Origin of the sequence: Macellibacteroides sp. (genome assembly GCF_050251695.1) — a bacterium.
Taxonomy (GTDB): Bacteria; Bacteroidota; Bacteroidia; order Bacteroidales; family Tannerellaceae; genus Macellibacteroides; species Macellibacteroides fermentans.
Genome location: NZ_JBFWMI010000044.1, coordinates 14,260 through 27,590 on the forward strand (window position 1 = coordinate 14,260; position 13,331 = coordinate 27,590).

The 13,331-nt window shown below is 39.2% G+C and carries 27 protein-coding genes; all 27 read left to right on the top strand.

Annotated elements, in window-relative coordinates; genetic code table 11:
* The first annotated feature begins 6 nt into the window (after positions 1–6).
* The 27 genes from rplW to rplQ all read left to right on the top strand — a co-directional run bounded on the left by rplW (position 7) and on the right by rplQ (position 13,196).
* A complete protein-coding gene (rplW, locus tag AB7E53_RS08230) occupies positions 7–300 on the top strand; it encodes a 50S ribosomal protein L23 (RefSeq protein WP_068182259.1) in 294 nt (97 codons plus the stop codon).
* 8 nt (positions 301–308) lie between these two features.
* Positions 309–1,133: a 50S ribosomal protein L2 gene (gene rplB / locus AB7E53_RS08235; RefSeq protein WP_068182262.1), complete on the top strand. Its 825-nt coding sequence runs from the start codon at positions 309–311 to the stop codon at positions 1,131–1,133.
* 20 nt (positions 1,134–1,153) lie between these two features.
* Positions 1,154–1,423, top strand: a complete 270-nt coding sequence (rpsS, locus tag AB7E53_RS08240) for a 30S ribosomal protein S19 (RefSeq protein ID WP_068182264.1) — start codon at positions 1,154–1,156, stop codon at positions 1,421–1,423.
* Positions 1,424–1,474: 51 nt separating this feature from the next.
* Positions 1,475–1,885, top strand: a complete 411-nt coding sequence (rplV, locus tag AB7E53_RS08245) for a 50S ribosomal protein L22 (RefSeq protein WP_068182271.1) — start codon at positions 1,475–1,477, stop codon at positions 1,883–1,885.
* Positions 1,886–1,891: 6 nt separating this feature from the next.
* Entirely contained in the window at positions 1,892–2,629 is a 738-nt protein-coding gene (gene rpsC / locus AB7E53_RS08250) for a 30S ribosomal protein S3 (protein ID WP_068182273.1), read from the top strand.
* 19 nt (positions 2,630–2,648) lie between these two features.
* Entirely contained in the window at positions 2,649–3,083 is a 435-nt protein-coding gene (gene rplP / locus AB7E53_RS08255; RefSeq protein ID WP_068182276.1) for a 50S ribosomal protein L16, read from the top strand.
* A gap of 5 nt (positions 3,084–3,088) precedes the next feature.
* The gene (rpmC, locus tag AB7E53_RS08260; RefSeq protein WP_079682550.1) at positions 3,089–3,286 is read left to right on the top strand and encodes a 50S ribosomal protein L29; all 198 of its coding nucleotides are present in this window, start codon (positions 3,089–3,091) and stop codon (positions 3,284–3,286) included.
* 9 nt (positions 3,287–3,295) lie between these two features.
* Positions 3,296–3,553 (top strand): 30S ribosomal protein S17, encoded by a 258-nt coding sequence (rpsQ, locus tag AB7E53_RS08265; RefSeq protein ID WP_079682549.1) that lies wholly within the window; start codon positions 3,296–3,298, stop codon positions 3,551–3,553.
* A gap of 1 nt (position 3,554) precedes the next feature.
* Positions 3,555–3,920: a 50S ribosomal protein L14 gene (rplN, locus tag AB7E53_RS08270; RefSeq protein ID WP_068182289.1), complete on the top strand. Its 366-nt coding sequence runs from the start codon at positions 3,555–3,557 to the stop codon at positions 3,918–3,920.
* 19 nt (positions 3,921–3,939) lie between these two features.
* A complete protein-coding gene (rplX, locus tag AB7E53_RS08275) occupies positions 3,940–4,260 on the top strand; it encodes a 50S ribosomal protein L24 (RefSeq protein ID WP_079682548.1) in 321 nt (106 codons plus the stop codon).
* Positions 4,260–4,817 carry a 50S ribosomal protein L5 gene (gene rplE / locus AB7E53_RS08280; protein ID WP_079682547.1) on the top strand — a complete coding sequence of 186 codons (558 nt, stop codon included), beginning with the start codon at positions 4,260–4,262 and terminating at the stop codon, positions 4,815–4,817. Before rplX ends, rplE begins: the two co-directional genes overlap by 1 nt.
* A 6-nt stretch (positions 4,818–4,823) precedes the next feature.
* Complete coding sequence (rpsN, locus tag AB7E53_RS08285; protein WP_068182300.1) at positions 4,824–5,093, top strand: 30S ribosomal protein S14; 270 nt, start codon at positions 4,824–4,826, stop codon at positions 5,091–5,093.
* A gap of 57 nt (positions 5,094–5,150) precedes the next feature.
* Positions 5,151–5,546, top strand: a complete 396-nt coding sequence (gene rpsH / locus AB7E53_RS08290; RefSeq protein WP_079682546.1) for a 30S ribosomal protein S8 — start codon at positions 5,151–5,153, stop codon at positions 5,544–5,546.
* Positions 5,547–5,563: 17 nt separating this feature from the next.
* Positions 5,564–6,115 (top strand): 50S ribosomal protein L6, encoded by a 552-nt coding sequence (gene rplF, locus AB7E53_RS08295; RefSeq protein ID WP_079682545.1) that lies wholly within the window; start codon positions 5,564–5,566, stop codon positions 6,113–6,115.
* A gap of 21 nt (positions 6,116–6,136) precedes the next feature.
* Positions 6,137–6,481: a 50S ribosomal protein L18 gene (rplR, locus tag AB7E53_RS08300; RefSeq protein WP_079682544.1), complete on the top strand. Its 345-nt coding sequence runs from the start codon at positions 6,137–6,139 to the stop codon at positions 6,479–6,481.
* Between the two features lie 5 nt (positions 6,482–6,486).
* A complete protein-coding gene (gene rpsE / locus AB7E53_RS08305) occupies positions 6,487–7,005 on the top strand; it encodes a 30S ribosomal protein S5 (protein ID WP_068182319.1) in 519 nt (172 codons plus the stop codon).
* A gap of 17 nt (positions 7,006–7,022) precedes the next feature.
* Positions 7,023–7,199, top strand: coding sequence for a 50S ribosomal protein L30 (rpmD, locus tag AB7E53_RS08310; RefSeq protein ID WP_079682543.1), 177 nt, complete (start codon positions 7,023–7,025; stop codon positions 7,197–7,199).
* A gap of 31 nt (positions 7,200–7,230) precedes the next feature.
* Entirely contained in the window at positions 7,231–7,677 is a 447-nt protein-coding gene (gene rplO, locus AB7E53_RS08315) for a 50S ribosomal protein L15 (RefSeq protein WP_079682542.1), read from the top strand.
* A gap of 3 nt (positions 7,678–7,680) precedes the next feature.
* Positions 7,681–9,021: a preprotein translocase subunit SecY gene (gene secY / locus AB7E53_RS08320; protein WP_079682541.1), complete on the top strand. Its 1,341-nt coding sequence runs from the start codon at positions 7,681–7,683 to the stop codon at positions 9,019–9,021.
* A 3-nt stretch (positions 9,022–9,024) separates the two neighbouring features.
* Positions 9,025–9,810, top strand: a complete 786-nt coding sequence (gene map / locus AB7E53_RS08325; RefSeq protein ID WP_079682540.1) for a type I methionyl aminopeptidase — start codon at positions 9,025–9,027, stop codon at positions 9,808–9,810.
* 16 nt (positions 9,811–9,826) lie between these two features.
* The gene (gene infA, locus AB7E53_RS08330) at positions 9,827–10,045 is read left to right on the top strand and encodes a translation initiation factor IF-1 (protein ID WP_068182331.1); all 219 of its coding nucleotides are present in this window, start codon (positions 9,827–9,829) and stop codon (positions 10,043–10,045) included.
* Between the two features lie 12 nt (positions 10,046–10,057).
* A complete protein-coding gene (gene ykgO / locus AB7E53_RS08335) occupies positions 10,058–10,174 on the top strand; it encodes a type B 50S ribosomal protein L36 (protein ID WP_005468190.1) in 117 nt (38 codons plus the stop codon).
* A gap of 35 nt (positions 10,175–10,209) precedes the next feature.
* Positions 10,210–10,590, top strand: coding sequence for a 30S ribosomal protein S13 (gene rpsM, locus AB7E53_RS08340; protein ID WP_079682539.1), 381 nt, complete (start codon positions 10,210–10,212; stop codon positions 10,588–10,590).
* An 11-nt stretch (positions 10,591–10,601) separates the two neighbouring features.
* Complete coding sequence (gene rpsK, locus AB7E53_RS08345) at positions 10,602–10,991, top strand: 30S ribosomal protein S11 (protein WP_068182339.1); 390 nt, start codon at positions 10,602–10,604, stop codon at positions 10,989–10,991.
* 117 nt (positions 10,992–11,108) lie between these two features.
* Complete coding sequence (gene rpsD, locus AB7E53_RS08350) at positions 11,109–11,714, top strand: 30S ribosomal protein S4 (protein ID WP_079682538.1); 606 nt, start codon at positions 11,109–11,111, stop codon at positions 11,712–11,714.
* 11 nt (positions 11,715–11,725) lie between these two features.
* Positions 11,726–12,718, top strand: a complete 993-nt coding sequence (locus tag AB7E53_RS08355) for a DNA-directed RNA polymerase subunit alpha (protein WP_079682537.1) — start codon at positions 11,726–11,728, stop codon at positions 12,716–12,718.
* 4 nt (positions 12,719–12,722) lie between these two features.
* The gene (gene rplQ / locus AB7E53_RS08360; RefSeq protein ID WP_079682536.1) at positions 12,723–13,196 is read left to right on the top strand and encodes a 50S ribosomal protein L17; all 474 of its coding nucleotides are present in this window, start codon (positions 12,723–12,725) and stop codon (positions 13,194–13,196) included.
* Positions 13,197–13,331 lie beyond the last annotated feature (135 nt).

Sequence of the window (13,331 nt, forward strand, 5' to 3'; positions counted from 1 at the left end):
AAAATAATGGGAATTATTATTAAACCTATAGTAACAGAGAAACAAACAGCGATTACTGAAAAGATGGCTAATCGCTATGGTTTTCGTGTTTCTCCTGATGCCAACAAGTTAGAGATAAAGAAAGCGATCGAAGATATGTACAACGTAACCGTAGTTGATGTTAACACCATCAACTATGCGGGTAAGTTGAAAAGTCGTTACACTAAATCAGGTGTAATTAACGGAAAGCAGGCATCTTTTAAGAAAGCAATCGTAACGTTGAAAGAAGGAGAAACAATCGATTTCTTTAGTAATATCTAAGAAGAAAAATGGGAATACGTAAATTAAAGCCCACAACACCGGGGCAGAGACACAAAGTTATTGGTGCATTTGATAAAATCACTGCAAGTACACCAGAGAAGTCTCTTGTAACAGGTAAAAGAAGTACTGGTGGTCGTAACAATACCGGTAAGATGACAATGCGTTATCTTGGAGGTGGTCACAAACAAAAGTACAGATTTATTGATTTCAAGAGAAGCAAAGATGGCATTCCTGCAACAGTTAAGTCAATCGAGTACGATCCCAATCGTACATCACGTATTGCACTGTTGTATTATGTAGACGGAGCAAAGAGCTATATCATCGCTCCTAATGGTCTGGAAGTTGGCCAAACAGTGGTTTCAGGTAGCGATGCTGCTCCTGAAGTAGGTAATACGCTGCCTCTGCAGAATATTCCTATTGGTACGATTGTTCACAATATTGAATTACGTCCCGGACAAGGGGCTAAGTTAGTTCGCTCGGCTGGTGCTTTTGCGCAGTTAACTTCGAGAGAAGGTACCTATGCGATCATTAGAATGCCTTCAGGCGAAACTCGCAAAATTCTTGCAGCTTGTAAAGCTACCATCGGTAGTGTTGGCAATTCAGACCATGGGCTTGAAAAATCAGGTAAGGCCGGTCGTTCTAGATGGCTTGGTCGTCGTCCTCGTAACCGTGGGGTTGTAATGAACCCAGTTGATCACCCAATGGGTGGTGGTGAAGGACGTGCATCAGGAGGACATCCTAGATCACGTAAAGGCTTATATGCAAAGGGCTTGAAGACAAGAGCTCCTAAAAAGCATTCTTCAAAGTATATAATTGAAAGAAGAAAGAAGTAAACTGATTAATTAAGTAAACTATGAGTCGTTCGCTAAAAAAAGGCCCGTATATCAATATCAAGCTTGAAAAAAAGGTTTTGACTATGAATGAGTCAGGCAAGAAAGCTGTGGTTAAGACATGGGCAAGAGCTTCAATGATTTCGCCTGATTTTGTAGGCCATACTATTGCAGTTCATAATGGAAATAAATTTATTCCTGTTTTTGTTACCGAAAACATGGTTGGTCACAAGTTGGGAGAATTTTCTCCAACTCGTACTTTCCGTGGTCACTCCGGTGGTAAGAAAAAGTAATATCGGTAGTAACAGGAATTCAGGAATCTGAAAATTAAAAGAATCAATAAAATGGGTGCTAGAAAAAGAATATCAGCCGAAGCAAGAAAAGAAGCCCAAAAAACCATGTATTTCGCAAAATTGCGAAATGTGCCAACTTCTCCCCGCAAGATGCGTCTAGTAGTAGACATGATCCGCGGTATGGAAGTTTTCAGAGCACTTGGTGTTTTGAAGTTTTCTAATAAGGAAGCTTCTGCAAGAGTAGAAAAATTGCTACGTTCAGCGATTGCAAATTGGGAGCAAAAGAATGAGCGCAAAGCAGAAACAGGAGAACTGTTCGTGTCTTCAATACAGGTAGATTCTGCTACAATGTTGAAGAGAATGCGTCCAGCTCCTCAAGGAAGAGGTTACCGTGTTCGTAAACGTTCGAACCACGTTACCTTGTTTGTTGATACACGTAGTACAAACGATAGTCAAAATTAATTGTAGATGGGACAAAAAGTTAATCCGATTAGTAATCGTTTAGGAATCATCCGTGGATGGGATTCCAACTGGTATGGCGGAAATAATTATGGTGAAACACTGTTGGAAGACAGCAAGATCCGTAAATATATGAATGCCCGTCTGGCTAAGGCTAGTGTATCACGTATTGTTATTGAACGTACACTGAAGTTGATCACAATTACAGTTTGCACATCACGTCCGGGTATTATCATCGGTAAAGGTGGTCAGGAAGTTGATAAGTTGAAAGAGGAGTTGAAGAAAATTACTGACAAAGAAGTTCAGATTAACATCTTTGAAGTAAAAAGACCCGAATTGGACGCAGTGATCGTAGCAAACAATATTGCACGTCAGCTTGAAGGTAAAATTGCATATCGTCGTGCTATTAAGATGGCTATTGCCTCTACCATGAGAATGGGTGCCGAAGGTATTAAAGTGCAAATCTCTGGTCGTTTGAATGGTGCTGAAATGGCCCGTTCAGAAATGTATAAAGAAGGAAGAACTCCGTTGCACACTTTTAGAGCAGATATTGATTATGCTTTAGGTGAAGCGTTGACAAAGGTTGGTTTGATTGGTATTAAAGTTTGGATCTGTCGTGGTGAAGTTTATGGTAAGAGAGATCTTGCTCCTTCATTTACTGCTTCTAAAGATTCAGGTCGCAGAAATGACAGCAATACCTCAGGCAACAGAGATAAGAACTTCAAGAGAAAGAAAGCTAATCGTTAAACGTTAGAAAAAACAAGAGATGTTACAACCTAAAAAAACAAAGTTCAGAAGACAACAAAAAGGTCGCATGAAGGGCGAAGCTCAGCGTGGAAACCAGTTGTCATTCGGATCATTTGGTATAAAGTCATTGGAGTCCAAGTGGATTACAGGTCGTCAGATCGAAGCTGCCCGTATTGCTGTAACTCGTTACATGCAACGTCAGGGTCAGGTTTGGGTGCGTATTTTCCCAGATAAACCAATTACTAAGAAGCCTGCAGAAGTACGTATGGGTAAAGGTAAAGGTTCGCCAGAAGGATTTGTGGCACCTGTTACACCAGGACGTCTTATTTTCGAGATTGAAGGGGTTCCTTTCGATGTAGCTAAAGAAGCATTGCGCCTTGCAGCTCAAAAGCTTCCGGTTACTACAAAATTTGTAGTAAGACGTGATTATGACTTTCAAAATCAAAATGCGTAATTGTTATGAAGATAGCAGAAATTAAAGAATTAAGCACAAAGGAGTTGATTGAAAGAGTAGATGCTGAAGTAGCAGCTTACGATCAGAAGAGAATCAATCATACTATTACTCCTGTTGACAATCCTGCTCAGATTAAACAACAACGCAGGACGATTGCGCGCATGAAGTCTGAATTGCGCTACAGAGAACTTAATAATAAATAATTGAGCCTGATGGAAACAAGAAATTTAAGAAAAGAAAGAACAGGCGTAGTAGTTAGCAACAAGATGGAAAAAAGCATCACTGTTGCTGTTAAATGGAAGGAAAAACACCCCATTTACGGAAAGTTCGTTAACAAGACGAAGAAGTACCACGCTCATGACGAAAATAACGAATGTTCAATCGGCGATACTGTAAAGGTTATGGAAACTCGTCCATTGAGCAAGACAAAAAGATGGAGATTAGTACAAATAATCGAAAGAGCGAAGTAAGATGATACAACAAGAATCAAGACTAGTAGTTTGTGATAACAGTGGCGCAAAAGAAGCTCTTTGTATCCGTGTATTGGGTGGTACAAGAAAGCGTTATGCCTCTGTTGGTGACGTGATTGTAGTGGCAATCAAAAGCGTTATACCTTCAAGTGATGTAAAGAAAGGTGCAGTTTCAAAAGCTATCATCGTTCGTACAAAGAAGGAAATTCGTCGCCAGGATGGTTCATACATCCGCTTTGATGACAACGCATGTGTTTTGTTAAATGCCGGTGGTGATATTCGCGGAAGTCGTATTTTTGGTCCGGTAGCTAGAGAGCTTCGTGCAGCTAATATGAAAATTGTTTCACTTGCTCCGGAAGTACTTTAATTCAGTAAAACTGTAAGTAATGAGTAAATTACATATTAAAAAAGGCGATATAGTATTTGTTAATACTGGCGAAGACAAAGGTAAGACTGGTCGCGTGCTACAAGTTCTTGTAGCAGATCAGCGCGCCGTTGTTGAAGGTGTTAATATGGTGTCAAAGCATACCAAGCCTAATGCAAAGAATCCGCAAGGAGGAATTGAAAAGAAAGAAGCACCCATTCATATTTCGAATTTGAATGTAGTAGATCCAAAGTCTGGTAAAGCTACTCGTATCGGTCGTAAGTTGAATGCTGAAGGCTCTTTAGTTCGTTATTCAAAAAAATCAGGGGAGGAAATTAAATAATGAGCAATACTGCCAATCTTAAAAAAGAATATCAGGATCGTGTTGTTCCTGCTTTGATGAAGGAATTTGAATACAAATCTGTAATGCAGGTTCCTGTTTTGAAGAAGATTGTTATCAACCAGGGCTTAGGTATGGCTTCTGCTGATAAGAAGATTATTGATATCGCTATCAGCGAACTGACTACTATTACAGGTCAGAAAGCGGTTGCTACTGTATCAAAAAAGGATATTTCTAACTTCAAACTTCGTAAGAAAATGCCTATCGGTGTAATGGTAACATTACGTCGTGAGCAGATGTATGAGTTCCTTGAAAGACTTGTACGTATTGCTTTGCCACGTATCCGTGACTTCAAGGGTATCGAAAGTAAGTTTGATGGAAGAGGTAATTATACATTGGGTATTCAGGAGCAAATTATTTTCCCTGAAATAAATATCGATAGTATTACCAAAATATTGGGAATGAATATTACCTTTGTAACTTCTGCGAAAACAGATGAAGAAGGGTATGCTCTGTTGAGAGAATTTGGGTTGCCTTTTAAAAATATTAAAAAAGATTAAGTAGTTATGGCTAAAGAATCAATGAAGGCCCGCGAGGTTAAAAGAGCGAAGCTTGTTGCGAAATATGCCGCTAAAAGAGCTGAACTTAAGGCTGCTGGCGACTATGAAGGTTTGCAAGCTTTACCCAAAAATGCTTCTCCTGTACGTTTGCACAATCGTTGCAAATTAACAGGTCGTCCGAAAGGCTATGTACGCCAGTTCGGCATTTCACGTATTCAATTCCGTGAAATGGCATCAAATGGTTTAATCCCTGGTGTAAAGAAAGCAAGTTGGTAAGAATTTTTTTAGTTTAAATATTGTCCGGGAGTCCGGATCAATTTAATTATTTATTATATGACAGATCCTATTGCAGATTATTTGACAAGATTGCGTAACGCAATTAAAGCCAAGCACAGAGTCGTAGAAGTGCCGGCGTCAAATTTAAAAAAAGAGATCACTAAGATTCTTTTTGACAAGGGCTACATTCTTAATTTTAAGTTTGTAGAAGAAGGTCCTCAAGGCACAATTAAAATTGCCTTGAAGTATGACCCCGTAAACAAAGTAAATGCTATTAAGAAACTCGAAAGAGTTTCTTCTCCGGGTTTACGTAGGTACACTGGTTACAAGGAAATGCCAAGAGTATTGAATGGTTTAGGTATTGCTGTTCTTTCTACTTCTAAAGGTGTTATGACAGACAAAGAAGCCCGCGATCTTAAGATTGGTGGTGAAGTTTTATGTTATGTTTATTAATTTAGGAGGAAAGTAGAATGTCAAGAATAGGAAAATTACCAATCCACGTACCAGCCGGTGTTACTGTTACTATCAAGGATTCTGTAGTGACTGTTAAAGGTCCTAAAGGTGAGCTTGTTCAAGCTGTTAACCCTGCTATCGAAGTATCTTTCGAAGCTGGTGTCCTAACGTTAACAAGACCGACCGAAAGTAAAGAACATCGTGCTATGCACGGTCTGTATCGTTCATTAATCAACAACATGGTTCTGGGTGTATCCGAAGGTTACAAAAAAGAACTTGAACTTGTAGGTGTTGGTTATCGTGTATCTAACGCAGGCCAGTTGTTAGACCTTTCATTAGGTTTCACTCACAATATTTACTTACAGTTACCTGCAGAAATTAAGGTTGAAACCAAATCAGAGAGAAATAAGAATCCTCTTATTATCCTTGAATCGGCTGACAAACAATTACTAGGTCAAGTATGTGCTAAGATTCGCTCATTCCGTATGCCAGAGCCATATAAGGGTAAAGGTATCAAGTTTGTAGGTGAAGAAATCCGCAGAAAGTCTGGAAAGTCAGCAGGTAAGTAATTTACGTAAACTGAAATTATTATGACAACGAAGGAAGAAAGAAGATTAAAGATAAAACGAAGCGTACGCAGCAAGATCTCTGGAACTGCAGAGCGTCCACGCTTGACTGTGTTTAGAAGCAACAAGCAGATCTATGCACAGGTAATTGACGATACAACAGGCCGTACACTGGCTGCTGCTTCATCTTTGAAGATCGAAGACAAAGCTCCTAAGAAGGAGATTGCAGCTAAGGTAGGCGAGCAAATTGCCAAGAGCGCTCAGGAAGCTGGTGTTCAGGCAGTTGTTTTTGACCGTAATGGTTACCTGTATCATGGGAGAATTAAAGAATTAGCAGATGCTGCTCGTAACGGCGGCCTTAAATTTTAATTAAGATGGCAGGAGTTAATAATAGAGTAAAATCGACCAACGACTTAGAGTTGAAGGATAGATTAGTTGCAATTAACCGTGTTACAAAAGTAACCAAAGGTGGACGTACTTTTAGTTTTGCTGCTATTGTAGTAGTTGGAAACGAAGATGGTATCGTTGGCTGGGGCTTAGGTAAGGCTGGTGAAGTAACGACAGCGATTGCTAAAGGTGTAGAAGCTGCTAAGAAAAATTTAATCAAGGTTCCAGTTCACAAGGGTACTATTCCTCACGAACAACTTGCTAAATTTGGTGGTGCAGAAGTTCTTATCAAACCGGCATCTCATGGTACCGGAGTTAAGGCTGGTGGTGCTATGCGTGCAGTACTTGAGAGTGTTGGTATTACCGACGTTTTGGCTAAATCAAAAGGATCTTCAAACCCTCATAACCTTGTAAAAGCAACTATTGCTGCACTTGGCGAGTTGAGAAGTCCGTTTACTGTAGCTCAGAACAGAGGTATCTCAGTTGAAAAAGTGTTCAGAGGTTAAATAAGGGAGGTATAATTATGGCGACTATAAAGATTAAACAAGTAAAAAGCAGAATTAAATGCCCTAAAGTACAGAAACTGACACTTGATGCACTTGGCCTGAAGAAATTGAACCGCGTTGTAGAACACGAAGCTACTCCGGCTATTCTTGGTATGGTAGAGAAAGTGAAACATTTGGTTTCTGTAGAAAAGTAATAATTGGTTTAAAAAAAATAAATTATACAAAATGAATTTATCAAATTTAAAACCTGCTGAAGGATCTACCAAGGCCAGAAAAAGAATCGGACGTGGTCCGGGTTCAGGATTAGGTGGTACTTCAACACGCGGACACAAAGGAGCTAAATCTCGTTCTGGTTATTCCAGAAAGATTGGTTTCGAAGGAGGTCAAATGCCTATTCAGAGACGTTTGCCTAAATTTGGCTTCAAGAATATTAACCGTGTAGAATATAAGGCTATCAACTTAGACACTTTACAGCAATTGGCAGAAGCTCAACAGCTTTCTAAAATTGGCGTTGAAGAACTAATTGCAGCTGGCTTTATTTCAAAATCTCAATTGGTTAAAATTCTTGGAAAAGGTGAATTAACTGCAAAGATTGATGTTGAAGCTCACGCTTTCTCAAAAACTGCAGAAACAGCCATCCAAGCTTTAGGTGGAAATGTTGTTAAAATCTAAGCTATGAGAGCAATAGATACAATAAAAAATATCTGGAAGATAGAGGATCTGAGAAATCGGATCCTCACCACTCTTTTATTAGTAATGGTATATCGTTTTGGTACGTATGTTGTTATTCCAGGTGTTGATCCCAAAGCATTAACCGCTTTGCAGGAGCAGACAAGGGGCGGATTATTAGCACTTCTTGATATGTTTTCAGGAGGTGCCTTTGCCAATGCATCTATTTTTGCATTAGGTATCATGCCATATATCTCCGCATCCATCGTTATGCAGTTGTTAGCCATCGCAGTTCCCTCTTTCCAGAAACTTCAACGTGAAGGCGAGAGTGGCCGTCGGAAAATTAATCAGTGGACCCGTTACCTAACAGTAGCTATCCTTTTGTTCCAAGGTCCTACGTATCTTGTGAACCTAAGTGTACAGCTTAAAGCTGTAGGCGCCGCTTTACCAGCTGGTTTCTTTTTTACTATTTATAGTACTATTATTCTTGCTGCAGGAAGTATGTTTGTCTTGTGGCTGGGAGAGAAAATCACAGATAAAGGTGTAGGTAATGGTATTTCATTCATTATCCTCGTTGGTATTATAGCTCGTCTTCCTCACTCATTGTTCCAGGAATTTATCTCCAGAACAACTGAAAAGACAGGAGGACTTGTAATGTTCTTATTTGAAATGTTGTTCCTTTTGCTTGTTATTGCAGGTGCTATTTTATTGGTACAAGGTACCCGTAAAGTTCCCGTACAGTATGCAAAAAGAATTATCGGTAATAAACAATATGGTGGTGCAAGACAGTATATCCCTTTAAAGGTTAATGCTGCAAACGTTATGCCAATCATCTTCGCACAGGCAATTATGTTTATTCCAATTTCAATTGTTGGTTTTGCAAGCAATCAGGAATCAAGTGGTTTCTGGGCTGCTTTTATGGATAATACAGGATTTTGGTACAACTTTGTATTTGCAGTGTTGATCATTCTCTTTACGTATTTCTATACGGCAATCACCATCAATCCAACGCAAATGGCTGATGATTTGAAGAGAAATAATGGGTTTATTCCAGGCGTTAAACCGGGTAAACATACTAAAGACTATCTTGATACCATTATGGACCGTATTACTTTACCTGGCGCATTTTTCCTTGCATTGGTAGCTATCATGCCTGCTTTTGCGAGATTGGCAGGTGTAAGTATGGAATTCTCCCAATTCTTTGGAGGAACATCTTTGTTGATTTTGGTTGGTGTTGTGTTAGATACACTACAGCAAGTTGAAAGTCATTTGTTGATGCGTCATTACGACGGATTATTAAAATCAGGAAGAATTAAAGGACGTTCAGGCTCAGTAGCCGCTTATTAGTAAATGATCTATTTAAAGACAGACGAAGAAATTGAGTTGATGCGTGTGGCCAACCAACTGGTAGGTAAGACACTTGGTGAATTAGCCAAGCATGTTGCCCCCGGGGTCACAACGCTGCAACTTGATAAGATAGCCGAGGAATTCATTAGGGATAATGGTGCAACTCCGGCATTTCTTGGATACGGAGGATTTCCAAATTCGATCTGCGCTTCGGTTAACGAACATGTTGTACATGGTATCCCTTCATCAAAAGTTATTTTGAGAGATGGAGATATTATTTCGATTGACTGCGGAACGCATATCAATGGATTTACAGGAGATTCGGCTTACACATTTTGTGTAGGAGAAGTATCCCCCGAGGTAAGACACTTGTTGAAAACAACGAAAGAATCCCTTTATAAAGGAATTGAAGCGGCTGTTGATGGCAAACGTGTAGGTGATATTGCAAATGCTATTCAGACGTATTGTGAAACCCGTAATTATTCTGTTGTACGTGAATTGGTAGGACATGGATGCGGGAGGAACATGCACGAAGAACCGGAAGTTCCAAATTATGGACGTCGTGGTTGCGGACCACTTTTAAGAAGTGGAATGTGTATCTGCATAGAACCTATGATTAATCTTGGGAGTAAAAATGTCGTTTTTGAAAATGACGGATGGACGGTACGGACGAAAGACCGTAAACCATCGGCACATTTCGAACATTGCATCGCAATTCGTCCTGACGGACCTGATATTTTGTCTTCGTTTAAATTTATTGAAGAAGTACTAGGAGATAACGCAATTTAATCTAATTGAATTTTATATGGCTAAACAGTCAGCAATTGAACAGGATGGAGTTATTATTGAAGCATTGTCTAATGCAATGTTTCGAGTAGAATTGGAGAACGGACATGAAATTACTGCTCATATCTCAGGAAAGATGCGTATGCATTACATTAAAATTCTTCCCGGTGATAAAGTAAGAGTTGAAATGTCTCCGTATGATTTATCGAAAGGTAGAATTGCTTTTAGGTACAAATAAAAAAAACAAGATATGAAAGTAAGAGCATCTTTAAAGAAGCGCACCGCAGAATGCAAAATTGTAAGAAGAAAAGGTCGCTTGTATGTAATTAACAAGAAAAACCCGAAGTTTAAACAACGTCAGGGATAATTTATTAATTTTGCACAATAATTTTAGTAAGTAATATGGCTATAAGAATAGTTGGTGTAGACTTGCCACAAAATAAAAGAGGCGAAATTGCTTTGACTTATATTTACGGAATAGGTCGTAGTCGTTCAAACTATATTTTAGATAAAGCAGGCATTAATCGTGATATCAAGGTAAAAGATTGGACAGACGATCAGGCTGCCCAAATCCGTGAAATAATTGGAGCTGAATGTAAGGTAGAAGGGGATCTACGTTCTGAAGTTCAGTTAAATATCAAGCGACTGATGGATATCGGTTGTTATAGAGGTGTGCGTCACCGTATTGGTTTGCCATTACGTGGCCAGAGCACAAAAAACAATGCTCGTACACGTAAGGGTAAAAAGAAAACTGTTGCAAACAAGAAAAAAGCTACTAAATAATAAGAGTTAATATGGCAAAAAAAACAGTCGCAGCAAAGAAGAGAAACGTAAAAGTGGATGCTTTTGGACAAGCACATATTCATTCTTCTTTCAACAACATCATTGTATCGCTTGCAAACAGCGATGGCCAAGTAATTAGCTGGTCTTCTGCCGGTAAAATGGGTTTCAGAAGCTCTAAGAAAAACACTCCTTATGCTGCCCAGATGGCTGCACAGGATTGTGCTAAGGTAGCTTTCGATCTTGGATTAAGAAAGGTAAAAGTATTTGTTAAGGGACCGGGTAACGGACGTGAGTCTGCTATCAGAACTATACACGGAGCAGGTATTGAAGTAACAGAAATTGTTGATGTTACTCCATTGCCACACAACGGATGTCGTCCTCCTAAAAAGAGAAGAGTTTAATTAACAATAGTTTCCTGCACATGGATCCGGAATTGTGATAAGATTGCAAATTATCCCTCTCTGCAATCGCGGCTGCACGATTCCAGATTCATACAGAACATTTAAAACAATAGAAAAATGGCAAGATATACTGGTCCAAAATCAAGAATTGCCCGTAAATTCGGTGAGGCTATTTTCGGAGCTGACAAGGTTCTTTCAAAAAAGAACTATCCTCCGGGACAACATGGTAACTCCAGACGTAAAAAGACTTCTGAATACGGAATTCAGCTTCGTGAGAAGCAAAAAGCTAAATATACCTATGGTGTATTAGAAAAACAATTTAGAATCATCTTTGAAAAGGCTTCACGCAGTAAAGGTATTACCGGTGAAGTTCTGTTACAGTTGTTGGAAGTACGTTTAGATAACCTTGTATTCCGTCTTGGCTTGGCACCTACAAGAGATGCTGCACGTCAGTTGGTTTCTCACCGTCACATCGTTGTGGATGGTAAGGTTGTAAACATTCCTTCCTATTCTGTAAAACCTGGTCAGGTAATTGGTGTTAGAGAAAAAGCTAAATCATTGGAAGTAATCACTGATGCTTTGGCTGGTTTCAATCACAGCAAATATCCTTGGATTGAATGGGATCAGACTACTTTAAGCGGAAAATTACTGCATACGCCAGAAAGAGCTGATATTCCAGAAAACATTACTGAGCAGTTGATCGTAGAATTGTATTCTAAATAATAATTGATTCCATGGCGATATTAGCATTTCAAAAACCCGATAAAGTATTAATGTTGGAAGCGGACAACTTCTTCGGAAAGTTTGAATTTCGTCCGTTGGAACCCGGCTATGGTATTACTGTAGGTAATGCCTTGCGCCGTATTCTTTTGTCGTCGCTTGAAGGTTTTGCTATTACATCAATAAAAATAGAAGGAGTAGAACATGAATTTGGTACTGTTCCCGGTGTTTTAGAAGATGTAACAAACATCATTTTGAATCTTAAACAAGTAAGATTCAAACATATTGTAGACGACGTAGAGAATGAAAAAGTAAGTATTACTGTTTCGGGTTCGGAAGAGTTCAAAGCCGGAGATATAGGTAAGCAACTTAATGGATTCGAGGTGTTGAACCCCGAATTGGTTATTTGCCATCTAGATTCGAGCGCAAGTTTACAAATTGAATTAACCATCAATAAAGGTCGCGGTTATGTACCGGCAGACGAAAACAGAGATCCGAATGCAGACATCAACGTTATTGCTATCGACTCTATTTTTACACCTATACGTAATGTAAAATATTCAATTGAAAACTTTCGTGTTGAGCAAAAGACGGACTACGAAAAACTGGTTCTTGAAATAGCCACTGATGGTTCTATTCATCCGAAGGAAGCGTTGAAAGAAGCTGCTAAGATTCTGATTCATCATTTTATGTTGTTCTCAGATGAAAAGATTGCTACCGAAACAGTTGATACAGATGGTAATGAAGAGTTCGATGAAGAAGTTCTTCACATGCGTCAGCTACTTAAGAGCAAACTAGCAGACATGGATCTTTCCGTTCGCGCATTGAATTGCTTGAAAGCTGCAGATGTTGAAACGTTAGGTGAGTTGGTTAAATTCAACAAAAATGACTTGTTGAAGTTCCGTAACTTCGGAAAGAAATCACTTACAGAACTAGATGAACTGCTTGAAGGCTTGAACCTTTCATTCGGTATGGATATCACGAAATATAAATTAGATAAAGAGTAAAGCGATGAGACATAATAAAAAAATCAATCACTTAGGTCGTACAAATACTCACCGTGAGGCGATGCTTTCTAATATGGCTTCTTCTTTGATTAAGCATAAGAGAATCTTTACCACGACAGCAAAAGCCAAGGCACTTCGTAAGTATGTTGAACCACTTATTACAAAGTGTAAAGACGACAGCACACACTCACGTCGTGTTGTTTTCAGCTCACTACAGGACAAATATGCTGTAACTGAGTTGTTCCAGGAAGTATCTAAAAAAATTGGTGACCGTCCAGGTGGTTATACAAGAATCATTAAGACTGGTAATCGTTTGGGTGACAATGCAGCTATGTGCTTCATTGAACTTGTAGACTACAACGAAAACATGTTGAAAGAAAATGTAGCTAAAAAAGCTGCTAAAACACGTCGTTCAAGAAAGAAGGCTACTACAGCTGAAGCAACTGTTGCTGAAGCTAACGAAGCATCTGCTGAATAAGTATTCAAGTATACATAATATGAAAGAGGGTGTGTCAAAATAGGCACACCCTCGTTTTATGCACAAAGGTCGAACTTTCCCAAGCTCGGCCTTTGCTATTTCCTAGAGTTTTTGTAACTTTAGGTTTTCAAAATT

Bases quoted from the DNA above. Each gene is read 5' to 3' on its own strand.
- rpsS (WP_068182264.1), top strand. From the start codon at position 1,154: ATGAGTCGTTCGCTAAAAAAAGGCCCGTATATCAATATCAAGCTTGAA.
- rpsM (WP_079682539.1), top strand. From the start codon at position 10,210: ATGGCTATAAGAATAGTTGGTGTAGACTTGCCACAAAATAAAAGAGGC.
- rpsH (WP_079682546.1), top strand. From the start codon at position 5,151: ATGACAGATCCTATTGCAGATTATTTGACAAGATTGCGTAACGCAATT.
- rpsC (WP_068182273.1), top strand. From the start codon at position 1,892: ATGGGACAAAAAGTTAATCCGATTAGTAATCGTTTAGGAATCATCCGT.
- rplO (WP_079682542.1), top strand. From the start codon at position 7,231: ATGAATTTATCAAATTTAAAACCTGCTGAAGGATCTACCAAGGCCAGA.
- rplF (WP_079682545.1), top strand. From the start codon at position 5,564: ATGTCAAGAATAGGAAAATTACCAATCCACGTACCAGCCGGTGTTACT.
- ykgO (WP_005468190.1), top strand. From the start codon at position 10,058: ATGAAAGTAAGAGCATCTTTAAAGAAGCGCACCGCAGAATGCAAAATT.
- rplV (WP_068182271.1), top strand. From the start codon at position 1,475: ATGGGTGCTAGAAAAAGAATATCAGCCGAAGCAAGAAAAGAAGCCCAA.
- rplX (WP_079682548.1), top strand. From the start codon at position 3,940: ATGAGTAAATTACATATTAAAAAAGGCGATATAGTATTTGTTAATACT.
- infA (WP_068182331.1), top strand. From the start codon at position 9,827: ATGGCTAAACAGTCAGCAATTGAACAGGATGGAGTTATTATTGAAGCA.
- rpsN (WP_068182300.1), top strand. From the start codon at position 4,824: ATGGCTAAAGAATCAATGAAGGCCCGCGAGGTTAAAAGAGCGAAGCTT.
- rpmD (WP_079682543.1), top strand. From the start codon at position 7,023: ATGGCGACTATAAAGATTAAACAAGTAAAAAGCAGAATTAAATGCCCT.
- rpmC (WP_079682550.1), top strand. From the start codon at position 3,089: ATGAAGATAGCAGAAATTAAAGAATTAAGCACAAAGGAGTTGATTGAA.
- map (WP_079682540.1), top strand. From the start codon at position 9,025: ATGATCTATTTAAAGACAGACGAAGAAATTGAGTTGATGCGTGTGGCC.
- AB7E53_RS08355 (WP_079682537.1), top strand. From the start codon at position 11,726: ATGGCGATATTAGCATTTCAAAAACCCGATAAAGTATTAATGTTGGAA.
- rpsQ (WP_079682549.1), top strand. From the start codon at position 3,296: ATGGAAACAAGAAATTTAAGAAAAGAAAGAACAGGCGTAGTAGTTAGC.
- rplR (WP_079682544.1), top strand. From the start codon at position 6,137: ATGACAACGAAGGAAGAAAGAAGATTAAAGATAAAACGAAGCGTACGC.
- rplB (WP_068182262.1), top strand. From the start codon at position 309: ATGGGAATACGTAAATTAAAGCCCACAACACCGGGGCAGAGACACAAA.
- rpsE (WP_068182319.1), top strand. From the start codon at position 6,487: ATGGCAGGAGTTAATAATAGAGTAAAATCGACCAACGACTTAGAGTTG.
- rplQ (WP_079682536.1), top strand. From the start codon at position 12,723: ATGAGACATAATAAAAAAATCAATCACTTAGGTCGTACAAATACTCAC.
- rplE (WP_079682547.1), top strand. From the start codon at position 4,260: ATGAGCAATACTGCCAATCTTAAAAAAGAATATCAGGATCGTGTTGTT.
- rplN (WP_068182289.1), top strand. From the start codon at position 3,555: ATGATACAACAAGAATCAAGACTAGTAGTTTGTGATAACAGTGGCGCA.
- rplW (WP_068182259.1), top strand. From the start codon at position 7: ATGGGAATTATTATTAAACCTATAGTAACAGAGAAACAAACAGCGATT.
- rpsK (WP_068182339.1), top strand. From the start codon at position 10,602: ATGGCAAAAAAAACAGTCGCAGCAAAGAAGAGAAACGTAAAAGTGGAT.
- rplP (WP_068182276.1), top strand. From the start codon at position 2,649: ATGTTACAACCTAAAAAAACAAAGTTCAGAAGACAACAAAAAGGTCGC.
- rpsD (WP_079682538.1), top strand. From the start codon at position 11,109: ATGGCAAGATATACTGGTCCAAAATCAAGAATTGCCCGTAAATTCGGT.
- secY (WP_079682541.1), top strand. From the start codon at position 7,681: ATGAGAGCAATAGATACAATAAAAAATATCTGGAAGATAGAGGATCTG.